The following is an 11070-nucleotide window of genomic DNA, read 5'->3' as shown; positions in this document are numbered from 1 at the left end:
GCCCATTCTAGCCCAAAATTTCCCCCGCTCTAACCTCTAACCAAGATGGGCCACCTGGGTAGTTAAATATTCCCCCTCGTTGAGATCCACCAGGCGATCGCCAAAGCCGTCCTTACCCCAGAGCTGGAACTGGTTGCCCTGGAGGGAATGGAGTCGTTGTTGATTGCTATAGAAATCGTAGGTGGAGGACTCGGGAGCCTGGGCAGTAGAATTTGCCCCCACCATGGTCAATAAACGATCTGCTTTGCTGGTAAATTGCATTACCGTTGTCCCCAAATCACCAAAATTGCCGAGGCGCACGGCGGTTAAATCCAAACGTTTGCCGTAACCTGCCTGGGTCAACAGCAGAACTGCCTCAAGGGGGGAGGCCATCAATACCCCCACTAACTTTTCCGTCTGGCGGAGTCGCATTGCTTCTTGGCCCTGGGCGCTGGGGCTAGAACAAGTGAGACCAACTTGGGCCACATTAAACCTTAGTAAGCGACCATTGCTGGTGGCAATAACCAAATTTTGGTCAGGGGCATTATCCATGGGCGTAACCCATTGGGCAAACTGGAGGCGATCGCCATTTTTTAACTTGATCAAACTCAAACCCCGTGGGCCCAGCTCTTGCAATTCCTGACCAGCAAGCAGTTTGACTCGACCCTGTTGACTAACTAGGAGTAAATCCTGGGGCTGTTCCGGTGGAGGTAAAAATCCCTGGAAAGGGACAGCGGTGGCATCCCGTTGGGCTGACTTGGGTAGCAGGTGCAACAGGGGAATGCGGGTAACGACCAGGGGCGGCAAATCTGCAATCGCCACGGGGAAAGCTTTACCGTGGTCACCAATCACAACCAAAGTTTCCCTTCCTTGAATAGGGAGTTGCTGAGTTAAGGGTTCAAAACAGTTGCTTGAGGTTAACGCCTCCGGATGCCAGCCAATTTCCCCCTGGAGATTGATGCTGAGAAAAGCATTAGGTGGAGGTGTTTGGGGCGTAAATAGGGTGAGGGGATTCTTCTTGACAACTGGAACTTGTTTACTGTTTTCCCCGATCGCCTCTGGACTTGGTTGGCCTGGTTCCGGAATATTGGTCGGCGAATTTTTAGGGTCTAGGGCTGAATTTCCCCGCTTCTCAACCGGGGCGGAGTCGGTGGATTGGGCGGGGGCATTGTCTAATAACAATTGTTCTGGTTCTGATGACTCCGCTTTCTCCTCCATGGCCAGTCCATCTTCCTGTTCCGTCTCCAACTGGGTTTCAACCAGGGTGGTTTTTGGTGCAGGTGATTCCTTTTCTGCCACTGGCAAAGGGGTAATTTTAGCCGGCATTCCCTGTAATATTTTGGTCCGTCGCTCGTCGGCAAACTTTTTCTTCAAACCCCGCAACTCTTTTTTGAGGGCTTTTAACCGTTCCTGGCGATCGCCGATGAGGGTTTCTAGTTGCTGGATACGTTGGGCTAAATCAGTGTGTTCCCGCACCAACTTTTCCCTTTCCAGTCCGGTAATGCGTCGCAGGGGCATCCCCAAAATGGCGTCTCCTTGGGGCTCGGAAAGACCCAGCCTTTGCTGGAGCTGAATTTTGGCTGTGGTGCCATCGGAGGCAAAGCGGAGAATTTCAATCAGGGTGTCGAGATTTTCCAAGCCAATTAGTAAACCCGCCAACAATTCCCAACGACGACGGCTTTCCCCCAACTCATTTTCATACTGCCGCAGGAGGGTGTCTTCCCGGAATTGCAAAAATTCTCGGAGAATTTGCCGCAGCGACATTTGTATGGGCTGATTGTTCACCAAGGCCAGGAAAATTACCCCAAAATTGCTCTGCAAAGGGGTCATGCGATAAAGCTTTTTGAGAATGGTGTCGGCATTGGCATCCCGCTTCAACTCGATCACCACCCGCATCCCCGTGCGATCACTTTCATCCCGCAGGTCGGAAATACCGTCTAACTTACCGTCATTGACCAAATTGGCAATTTTTTCGATCCAAGCGGCTTTGTTGACCTGGAACGGTAATTCTGTAATCACGATCGCCGTGCGATTATGACTGCGTTTTTTCTCCCCCCGGACGGTTTCAATGTGGCTCACCCCCCGCACCGGAATTAAACCCCGCCCAGTTTGATAAGCCTGGATGATGCCTTCACTGTCAAGAATATGGCCCCCGGTGGGAAAGTCTGGGCCGGGAATTAACTTGAATAATTCTTGGTCTGACAAATCGGGCTTGTTAATCAAACCAATCAAACCATCCACCACTTCCCCCAAATTATGGGGCGGGATATTGGTGGCCATACCCACGGCAATGCCGGAGCAACCGTTCAACAGTAATAGGGGCAACTGGGCCGGCACCACGGTGGGTTCTTCCTGGGAATTGTCAAAGTTGCCGGTAAAATCGACGATCGCCTCGCTGATACCTTCCAACATGGCCCCCATGGCAATGGGCGCTAAACGGGTTTCGGTATAACGCATGGCGGCGGGGGGATCATTGTCCACCGAACCGAAATTGCCGTGGCCAGCCAAGAGGGGATAACGGCTGGAAAAGTCCTGCACCATCCGCACCAAGGCGTCATACACGGACTGGTCTCCGTGGGGATGGTATTTACCCAACACGTCCCCCACCACCCGGGCACATTTCCTAAACGGGCGATCGGGGGTCAACCCCAACTCATACATGGCGTAGAGAATGCGGCGATGCACCGGTTTTAAGCCGTCCCGCACATCGGGCAATGCCCGGCCCACAATCACACTCATGGCATATTCCAGATAGGAACGTTCCATTTCTTCGTGGAGATCGGTGGGGATAATTTGACCGCTGGGGAAAGATTTTCTGGCCATGCCGCTGGGAACCTGTGCGCTCGTCAATTCGCGGCCAATGTTAGCATTGGAAAGGCTGATTCTCTTCCCCACTTTGCTGAGTAAAAGCTTATGACCACGGTTCTCATCGTTGAAGATGACCCCATGAATTTCCGCGTCTTTTCTAAAATTCTCACCAAGCGGGGGGGATTCACCGTCAAAGGCAGTGAGGATGTGGCAGAGGTGTTGGACCTAGCCCGGAGCAAGGCGGTGGACGTGATTCTCATGGATGTTTCCCTCTCCCGCAGCCATTACCAAGGCAAAGCCTACAACGGTATTCAAATCACCCAATTGCTCAAACAGGACCCCACCACGGCCGGTTTACCAGTAATTTTGGTTACTGCCCACGCCATGGCCGGCGATCGAGAGTCTTTACTAGCGGAAAGTGGGGCTGAGGGGTACATTGCCAAACCAGTGGTGGACCACCAAGCTTTTGTCCAGCAGATTCAAGCCATGGCCGGCGGCATTGAAAACCCCAGCCTAGAGATTTAGCTTTAGCCTTTTTTCCATGTTGCCCACTGCCATTGTCCTCACCATTCTTTTGGGCATCATTGCCTACATTTGGGGTTATCCCCATTGGTTAGATTGGCGGGAAAAACAGCTTTTCCAGCGTCCCCTGCCCCCCCATTGGCAAGCCATCCTTGGCGATCGCCTGCCTTTTTATCGACAGCTTTACCCCCAGCAAAGACAAAAGTTAGCAGCAAAAATCCAGTTATTTCTGCAGCAAAAACAGTTCATTGGTTGCAATGATTTTGTCTTGACCGATGAAGTCCGGTTGGTGATCGCCGCCCAGGCTTGTTATCTAGCTTTAGAGTTGGGCAGTAATCCCTACCCCCGGCTGGACACAATTCTTGTTTACCCCGACGCCTTTCAGGTTAGACAGGTCAGCTCCCCCGACGGTTATGTGGTGGAAGAAGAAGAAACTATCCGGGCCGGAGAGTCCTGGGACAGGGCCGGGCAATTAATCCTTGCTTGGGGTACCATTGCCTGGGATTTGGAGCGGTGGCAAGATGGCCATAACGTTATTTTCCACGAATTTGCCCACCAATTGGACATGGGGGACGGAGCCATGAATGGGGTGCCCAAATTGGCCCGTCGCAACGACTATCAACGGTGGCAGTCAACTTTTGCGGCGGAATATCAACAACTACTCAGCCAACTGGAGCATAATCTCCCCACTGTGATCGATCCCTATGGAGCCACTAACCCCTGTGAATTTTTTGCGGTGGTGACGGAAACCTTCTTTGAAAAAGGACAAGAGTTACAACGCCACCACAGGCAACTCTATCAAGTCCTACAAAAATACTATTGTCTTGAGCCGTTGATCAACTGCTAGGGAACGGGCTGTAACCTGGTTACTTCCAGGGAGAATAATCCTCCCCCAGTGGCGGCGTAGGTTCTGACCCGGACAATGTAGTCCCCGGACTCGGTAATACGGGCAAAGGCGAGGGAATTGGTGCCCCCCTCGGTGCTGTCGTCGTTGGCCACAATGGTGGTGCCGTCATCGCCAATGAGCATGACCATGGTGTCGAATTCATCGGAGCGCAGGTCAATGGCCACTTGGTCCCCAGCCCGGAGATTAATGCGATAGTCCCTGGCAAATCCCCCCTCCCCCGTGGGCATATCCTGCAAAGTTAGGCGATCGTTAACCGTCGTATTGGCGTTAATGGGGATGGGATTATAAAAACTGTTTTGATTATTTTGGCCGTAACTTAGGGTTGGGTAGAACACGACCAGGGCAGAGGGCAAACCCATCCAGAGAGGGGCTAATTTGTTTAATTTCCCTGTAGTGAAGGATCTAAACATTTTCGCTGTCCTGACTGAGTACCGACTGGAGCCGACTGAGAAAATTCGATTCCTGGGTGATGGGGATGAACTGTTCAATGGAAGGGGCTGGCCCTGGGGATCTGTGCACTGGGCCTTCTTCGGATACTCTGGGAGCCTTGGAGTTTTCTGGAGCGTGATGCTGGAGATTTTTTTGGCCACGGTGATGCCAAGGGAGGGGTTCCAATTCCCCTGGGTCAGACGGCGAAACTTGCCGGTCTGGTGATTGCGATATTTGGTTTTGCCCTCGGTTGGGAACCTTTAACTGCCATGATTGGTCGGCTATCTTAGTCAACTCCTCCATCGATTTGTCCGTGGCGATCACCAGGGATCTGGGCAGATTTTGGGAAACTAGACGCTCAAACTCAGCGGAAAAGTGAAAATTAGGCTGTCCCTTCTTATGCCAGAACTCCAGCAAATGCTCCACCGAAACCGCCTTATAGCGGCCGAGGTAGAGGGCTTCAATCACCGCCAGACGAATCCACAGGGCTGAAAAATCCTTGAGCCAACCATTGATGACCTGTTTGGGCGCCATTCCCCGGAGGTCAAAACAATAGGCAGTCAAAAGCGAAACTGTCTGCAAAATGCCTGGATCCTTTTGAGTCTGGGATATTGTCATATTTGCTAGGGAGCTATTCTTAGTAGTTCCTAGAATATTAGCTCAAGTCCAGTCTGGGAGAAAGGAGGGTAGGCTATGTTTAAGCAATTGGGAGTTCTGACCACATTTATCGCCTTTGCGTTGGCCCTGGCGGTGTCGGGTAATATTCCCAGTGAAGTCACCAGTTTACCCCAGCAGTCCCTCACCATCGCCCAACAATCCAAGCACCAAGCCCGGCTCCGCTTGCAACGATCCCTACAGCAATTATTTCTGCGGCCCCATCGTTTTTCCGGCTCCAGTAATGGGGTAGTCAGTCCCAAGGTGGAATATTTTTAGTGGCTACCAAATGCGAGTCAAATCGAGTACAAAGCCGGGCATCACTTCGTCGCAATCTATTTTTTGGGGCGATGTTAGAACTTCCGTTTCCTGGGCGGGACGATAAATCTCAACCTGTTGATTTTGGGGATTGATCAATAACCCTAATTGCACCCCCAGCCGTCGATATTCCTGCATTTTTTCCTGTAATGGTTTCAGGTTATCCGTTGCGGACCGGAGTTCAATGACAAAATTCGGCACAACGGCAATAAAACCAACTATTTCGACCCCCCCGAGTTTGGATTGTTCAATCCAAGATACATCCGGCGATAACTTTCCTCCGCCCAGGGCGGTGAAGTCATAGCCACAGGAAGAATCAAACGCCTGACCTAGGTTGGTTTGGCGATTCCAAAGACCAACATCAATGGCCAGATCAAGATTTTTGCGACTAGTCTCTCCCCCGGCTGGTGCCATAACAATCAAATTCCCATCTTTGGTTAACTCAAGCCTTAAATCCGGGTTATCAAGACAAAGCTGATCGAAATGCTCCGGTGAGATTTTTAAAGTGACATGACTGACATCTAGTAACAATGGGTCTTGATCAATTGATCTAACTGGTTGGGTTAGGGTTGCCATGACTGCTCCTGGGTTCACTAAACACTGTGGTGGTTAACCATCTTGACAGCAAATTCCAAATCAACTCGACATACACAACAGTTGTAACGCTTACTTCTGTAAGGTTTTTGCTGTGCCACTCAGATGCCGTAGTCGCTAATATTTTGGCTGACCTAAATTCTAACCATTTCCCTTAGCGCAAAGTTGACAAAGTCCGAAGAACTCTAGGGTGTGGTAATAAATCCGAAAGGAATAATTAGCTTGCAAATTTTCCTCTAAGGATTGTACCGGACAACCTTGGATAGGGAAGGATTCGCCACACTGTAAACAGGTCAGGCAATGTTGATCCTGTTCAAGGGTTTGGTAGAGGAGTTCTCCTGTCATGGTGGCTTGATGTTGGATAAATCCGGCTAACTTGAGGGCGTCTAAAGCTCGATATACCGTGGCCAAGCCAATTTTTTTCGTTTCTCGCAGCTTGGTGAACAGGGCTTGAGCCGACAGGGGCTCCGTTTCCCTTTGCAAAGCTTGGAGCACCAGTCTCTGGTTGACGGTTAGGGACTCTAGGCGAACGGCAAGGGAAGGAGTGGGAAGACTCATGACAATGGTGAGGAACTATGCAATGATAATGATTATCGTTTATTGTTAACTCTCAGGAAAGTTAAATTTTCTGTCAGTTTGATCTTCACTGTATTGCACATTGGCTAATGTTCACATTCCCTGCCGCCCCCCGTTTCATTCAGTCCATTGGTCTTGCTCTAGTGGTGGGCCTAGGTGTCATGGGCTGTCAGCCCGCTGGGGAGCAGGATGGTTCGCTTAGCCAGGAGCCCACGGTGGAGGCCATGGATATTACGGTGAGTATTCCGCCTCAACAGTATTTTTTGGAAAAAATTGGTGGCGATCTGGTGCGGGTGAGTGTGTTAGTGCCTGGCAATAATGATCCCCACACCTATGAACCCAAACCCCAACAGTTGGCGGACCTGAGTGAGGCAGAAGCCTACGTTTTAATTGGCTTTGGTTTTGAGCAACCTTGGTTGGAGAAGTTAAAAGCAGCCAATGCCAATATGAAGTTAATTGATTCGGCCCAAGGCATTACCCCCCTGGAGATGGAGGAGCATGACCATAGTCACGGGGAAGAAGAAGGACATGATCACCATAATCACAGCCACGATGGCCACGACCATGGGCCAGAATCGGAAAAGGAGCAAGCCATGGGAGCAGTGATGGTGGCGGATCCCCACATTTGGTTATCTCCTACGTTGGTGAAACAACAGGCCTCCACGATCGCCAAAGGTTTAGCCGAGTTGGATCCGGAGAATCGGGAACAGTATGAAGCTAACTTGGCTGCATTTTTAGCGGAATTGGAGCAGTTAGACCAAGAGTTACGACAGGTGCTGGAACCTTTACCCCAAAGGAAATTTATTGTTTTTCATCCTTCCTGGGCCTACTTTGCTCGGGACTATAACTTGGGGCAAATTCCCATCGAAGTGGAGGGACAAGAACCCAGTGCCCAGGAATTGAAACAACTAATTGATACGGCCAAGGAAAATAATCTCACCGTGGTCTTTGGGGAAACCCAGTTCAGCACCAAAAGTTCCGAGGCGATCGCCGCTGAAATTGGCGCAAAGGTAGAATTACTTGATCCCCTGGCCGCCGATTGGTCTAGCAATCTCAAACTCGTTGCCCAAAAAATTGCCAATGCCCATAGTGTCCAGCCCCAATAACAATGTCTCCATGGCCGATCGCCCCAGTCCCACGGCTGTGATTACCGTCGAAAATTTATCTGCTGGTTATGGTGCTTCCCCGGTGCTGGAAAATATTAATCTGCGGGTGGAGGAAAGGGATTTTCTGGGCTTAATTGGTCCCAATGGGGGGGGGAAGACTACCTTGCTCAAGGTTCTGTTGGGCCTCATTAAACCATCCCAGGGTACGGTGCAAATTCTGGGGCGATCGGTGGAGCAGGGGCGGCGTTACGTGGGCTATGTGCCCCAGTGGTTGGAATTTGACCGGGCCTTTCCGGTGCGGGTGTTGGACGTGGTGAGGATGGGACGTTTGGGGCGGGGCAAACTATTTCGCCGGTACCATCGCCAAGATGAGGCCATTGTCCACCGTTGTTTGGAGCAGGTAGGCATGGGTAATCTAGGCGATCGCCCATTGGGGGCATTGTCGGGGGGGCAACGGCAACGGGTGTACATTGCCAGGGCCTTGGCTTCCCAACCGCAGATTTTGCTGCTGGACGAACCCACCGCCAACGTGGACAGCAAAGTGCAGAGGAGCATTTACGAGTTGTTGGGGGAACTGAATCAAACCATGACCATTGTGATGATTTCCCACGACCTGGGGGCCATTTCCCGCTATGTTAAAACCGTTGGTTGTCTCAACCGTAGTTTGCACTACCACCAAGAGAAATTTATTACGCCCCAGATGATTGAAGCCACCTATCAATGTCCGGTGGATTTGATTGCCCATGGGGTGCCCCACCGGGTTTTTCCCAGCCACGACCAGGGTTCCCCCGTCCTTGACAGTATTAATGGCCAAGGCCACGGCGCAGAGTGTCGTCATGATTGAGGCCCTAACCCAGGTTTGGCAATACGAATTCATGCAGAATGCCGTCCTAGCTAGCTTGCTGGTGAGCTTAGCCTGTGGATTAATCGGTTCTTTTATTGTCATCAACCGCATGGTTTTTATCAGCGGTGGTGTGGCCCATGCGGCCTATGGGGGCATTGGTTTAGGTTACTATTTTGCCTTTAATCCCCTCTGGGGGGCGTTTGGTTTTTCCTTGGTTATGGCGCTGGCTATGGGGTGGGTGGCCAGGAAATATCAACAGCGCAGTGACACTTTAATTGGAGTGATGTGGGCCCTGGGCATGGCGATCGGTATCATGCTGATTGATTTAACCAAGGGTTATAAGGCTGACGTGGCCAGTTACCTGTTCGGTAGTATTTTGACGGTGCCCCGGCAGGAACTCTGGCTCATGGCAGGGCTAGATCTCTTAATTATCATTCTGTTGTTTCTGCTTTATAAAGAGTTTTTGGCCATTTCCTTTGATCCGGTCTATGCCACTACCCGTAATTTGCCCGTCGATATTCTGTACTTAACTCTAGTGGCGGCTATTGCTTTAACTGTAGTGATGGTGATGCAATTGGTAGGGTTAATTATGGTCATTGCCCTGTTGAGTATTCCTGCGGCGATCGCCGGTCAATATGTACGAGATGTCCCCCAAATGATGGCAGTGGCCAGCGGTCTGGGGATGGTCTTTTGTTTAGTGGGATTAGCCCTTTCCTACAGCTTTAATCTTTCCTCTGGGGCAACCATTATTTTGGTGGCAAGCATTGCCTACCTGATTAGTTTGGCCTTTAAACGCTAAATCAGCACCTTCGTTTTTTTTTAAACCTGCGGACGGGCAAGGGAAACTTTTGCCCACACCTGTTACTGGCAGGAAGATACGCAAAAATTTTATGGGTCTAACTACGTTGTCCTACTAGCATTATTTCACATATTATACAATGTGGGTTCTACCTATATCTTCAGGGTGGAAATCGGAGCTCTTACATTGTTTTCAGCTGATCATCACATTCTCTCGATTCCGTGGACATTTCACTTCATCTCAACGCCGTTCATCAGAACTTAGTCCAATTTGCTCATTCCCCCGACTTTTGGCGCAAACTAGCAATTATCTTCGGTGCTGAATTTGACCGAGCTAAGGCAGAACAACTCCGACGACAATGGCAAGCAGAAGATTTTAGTCAATTACCGACCATCCGAGTTTTAGACCAGGGCATGGCGGGCTTGTTGGGAGCCTACGCCCAGAGTACGGATACCATCTATCTCAGTCAGGATTTTTTGGAGACGGCTTCCTCAGAGCAGGTTCAGGCAGTGCTGCTAGAAGAAATTGGCCATGCTATTGATGCTCGCCTAAATTTAGCCGATAGTCCTGGGGATGAAGGGGAAATTTTTGCCAATGTGGTCAGTGGTATTGCTTTTGATGAGTCGGGTTTGCAATCCCTCCGTTCCCAGGCAGACCATTTCACCATTTTTGTTGATGGGAATGCTGTGCCTGTGGAAGCGGCCACATTTTCTGCAAGTAATTTTGCTGAGCTTGTCACCGCCATCAACAGTGCCAATAATTCAGCGGGGCCGGATGTAATCGAAATAACTGGGAATATTCAATTAACGGATTTTCTGCCTCTGATTACCAGTGACATTGAATTTGTGGGCAATGGGTACACCATCAGTGGGGATGCCAACAACAATGGCGTTAATGATGAAGGGGATAAGTCTATTTTCTTTGTCAAAGAAGGCACCGTTAGCATTAGCGATTTGACCCTCTCCGGTGGGCGGGCCCAGGGTGGTAAAGGAGGAACCGGAATTCGCGGCGGTGGTGGCGGCATGGGGGCCGGGGGAGCTTTGCTGATCAACTCTGGCAATGTCACCCTCACTAATGTCACTTTTTCCGATAACCAGGCGATCGGTGGTGCTGGTGCTCCTGCCACTACTGTTTCTATTGCTGCCAATGGTGGTGGTGGTGGTGGTGGACTTTCCGGTAATGGTGGCAATGGTGGTCAAGCTTCCAGTACGCCTAATAATTATGCTGGCGGCGGCGGTGGCCTACGGGGAGATGGTGCTGAGGGTAGTGGTAGTTTCCCCAACCGAGTGGGGGGCGGCGGTGGAGGAACATTTGAAACATTTGAAACAATTGGAGCAATTATTAAAAGAATTGGCGATGCGAATGATGGAAGTGGCGGTAAAGCCAATGGCGGCAATGGCGGTGTAGAGGGATCTACTGATGGTGCAGCAACTGCAGGTGGTTTTGGTGGTGGTGGTGGCGGTGCTGGTGGCCTTAATGGCCCCAGTATTAGTGGTGCCAATGGCGGTGACTTTGGTGGCGGCGGCGGTAGCAC

Annotated in this window: 11 protein-coding genes and 1 pseudogene; 7 read left to right on the top strand and 5 right to left on the bottom strand. The window is 50.7% G+C overall.

The annotated features are described in order from the left end of the window. Window positions 1-36: 36 nt before the first annotated feature. Window positions 37-2802, bottom strand: coding sequence for a DNA topoisomerase (ATP-hydrolyzing) subunit A (locus IQ219_RS09995; protein ID WP_194072500.1), 2766 nt, complete (start codon window positions 2800-2802; stop codon window positions 37-39). A gap of 90 nt (window positions 2803-2892) precedes the next feature. On the opposite strand from IQ219_RS09995, the gene IQ219_RS09990 reads away from it, so the two are divergent. Both IQ219_RS09990 and IQ219_RS09985 read left to right on the top strand, forming a co-directional pair. Next, window positions 2893-3312: a response regulator gene (locus IQ219_RS09990; RefSeq protein WP_194072497.1), complete on the top strand. Its 420-nt coding sequence runs from the start codon at window positions 2893-2895 to the stop codon at window positions 3310-3312. A gap of 16 nt (window positions 3313-3328) precedes the next feature. Further along, on the top strand, window positions 3329-4156 hold the full coding sequence (locus IQ219_RS09985) for a zinc-dependent peptidase (RefSeq protein WP_194021076.1): 828 nt from the start codon (window positions 3329-3331) through the stop codon (window positions 4154-4156). Here IQ219_RS09985 and IQ219_RS09980 read toward each other — a convergent pair. After that, window positions 4153-4626: a PPC domain-containing protein gene (locus IQ219_RS09980; protein ID WP_194021067.1), complete on the bottom strand. Its 474-nt coding sequence runs from the start codon at window positions 4624-4626 to the stop codon at window positions 4153-4155. The genes IQ219_RS09985 and IQ219_RS09980 overlap by 4 nt on opposite strands. Continuing rightward, window positions 4619-5263 (bottom strand): hypothetical protein, encoded by a 645-nt coding sequence (locus tag IQ219_RS09975; protein WP_194072496.1) that lies wholly within the window; start codon window positions 5261-5263, stop codon window positions 4619-4621. The genes IQ219_RS09980 and IQ219_RS09975 overlap by 8 nt, the downstream gene beginning before the upstream one ends. A gap of 75 nt (window positions 5264-5338) precedes the next feature. Here IQ219_RS09975 and IQ219_RS09970 point away from each other — a divergent pair, with 75 nt between their 5' ends. Then, on the top strand, window positions 5339-5578 hold the full coding sequence (locus IQ219_RS09970) for a hypothetical protein (RefSeq protein ID WP_190596795.1): 240 nt from the start codon (window positions 5339-5341) through the stop codon (window positions 5576-5578). 3 nt (window positions 5579-5581) lie between these two features. Here IQ219_RS09970 and IQ219_RS09965 read toward each other — a convergent pair whose 3' ends face one another. Both IQ219_RS09965 and IQ219_RS09960 read right to left on the bottom strand, forming a co-directional pair. Continuing rightward, window positions 5582-6193, bottom strand: coding sequence for a Uma2 family endonuclease (locus tag IQ219_RS09965; protein WP_194021063.1), 612 nt, complete (start codon window positions 6191-6193; stop codon window positions 5582-5584). 159 nt (window positions 6194-6352) lie between these two features. Next, window positions 6353-6769 (bottom strand): transcriptional repressor, encoded by a 417-nt coding sequence (locus IQ219_RS09960; RefSeq protein WP_190596791.1) that lies wholly within the window; start codon window positions 6767-6769, stop codon window positions 6353-6355. 107 nt (window positions 6770-6876) lie between these two features. On the opposite strand from IQ219_RS09960, the gene IQ219_RS09955 reads away from it, so the two are divergent. The 4 genes and pseudogenes from IQ219_RS09955 to IQ219_RS09940 all read left to right on the top strand — a co-directional run. Then, a complete protein-coding gene (locus tag IQ219_RS09955; RefSeq protein WP_194072495.1) occupies window positions 6877-7893 on the top strand; it encodes a metal ABC transporter solute-binding protein, Zn/Mn family in 1017 nt (338 codons plus the stop codon). 10 nt (window positions 7894-7903) lie between these two features. After that, window positions 7904-8737 carry a metal ABC transporter ATP-binding protein gene (locus IQ219_RS09950; protein ID WP_194072498.1) on the top strand — a complete coding sequence of 278 codons (834 nt, stop codon included), beginning with the start codon at window positions 7904-7906 and terminating at the stop codon, window positions 8735-8737. Beyond that, complete coding sequence (locus IQ219_RS09945; protein ID WP_194072499.1) at window positions 8700-9536, top strand: metal ABC transporter permease; 837 nt, start codon at window positions 8700-8702, stop codon at window positions 9534-9536. The genes IQ219_RS09950 and IQ219_RS09945 overlap by 38 nt, the downstream gene beginning before the upstream one ends. 221 nt (window positions 9537-9757) lie before the next feature. After that, window positions 9758-11070, top strand: a pseudogene (locus IQ219_RS09940) (hypothetical protein); the annotation flags it as partial.

This window comes from Synechocystis sp. LEGE 06083, from assembly GCF_015207725.1.
In the GTDB taxonomy this organism is placed as follows: domain Bacteria; phylum Cyanobacteriota; class Cyanobacteriia; order Cyanobacteriales; family Microcystaceae; genus Synechocystis; species Synechocystis salina.
The sequence above is the reverse complement of the archived record's forward strand: the minus strand, read 5'-3'. Positions and strand labels throughout refer to the sequence as shown.

What these genes read in the sequence shown, in the direction of transcription:
- IQ219_RS09995 (WP_194072500.1), bottom strand. Translation starts at nt 2,802, where the DNA reads ATGGCCAGAAAATCTTTCCCCAGCGGTCAAATTATCCCCACCGATCTC.
- IQ219_RS09990 (WP_194072497.1), top strand. Translation starts at nt 2,893, where the DNA reads ATGACCACGGTTCTCATCGTTGAAGATGACCCCATGAATTTCCGCGTC.
- IQ219_RS09985 (WP_194021076.1), top strand. Translation starts at nt 3,329, where the DNA reads ATGTTGCCCACTGCCATTGTCCTCACCATTCTTTTGGGCATCATTGCC.
- IQ219_RS09980 (WP_194021067.1), bottom strand. Translation starts at nt 4,626, where the DNA reads ATGTTTAGATCCTTCACTACAGGGAAATTAAACAAATTAGCCCCTCTC.
- IQ219_RS09975 (WP_194072496.1), bottom strand. Translation starts at nt 5,263, where the DNA reads ATGACAATATCCCAGACTCAAAAGGATCCAGGCATTTTGCAGACAGTT.
- IQ219_RS09970 (WP_190596795.1), top strand. Translation starts at nt 5,339, where the DNA reads ATGTTTAAGCAATTGGGAGTTCTGACCACATTTATCGCCTTTGCGTTG.
- IQ219_RS09965 (WP_194021063.1), bottom strand. Translation starts at nt 6,193, where the DNA reads ATGGCAACCCTAACCCAACCAGTTAGATCAATTGATCAAGACCCATTG.
- IQ219_RS09960 (WP_190596791.1), bottom strand. Translation starts at nt 6,769, where the DNA reads ATGAGTCTTCCCACTCCTTCCCTTGCCGTTCGCCTAGAGTCCCTAACC.
- IQ219_RS09955 (WP_194072495.1), top strand. Translation starts at nt 6,877, where the DNA reads ATGTTCACATTCCCTGCCGCCCCCCGTTTCATTCAGTCCATTGGTCTT.
- IQ219_RS09950 (WP_194072498.1), top strand. Translation starts at nt 7,904, where the DNA reads ATGGCCGATCGCCCCAGTCCCACGGCTGTGATTACCGTCGAAAATTTA.
- IQ219_RS09945 (WP_194072499.1), top strand. Translation starts at nt 8,700, where the DNA reads ATGGCCAAGGCCACGGCGCAGAGTGTCGTCATGATTGAGGCCCTAACC.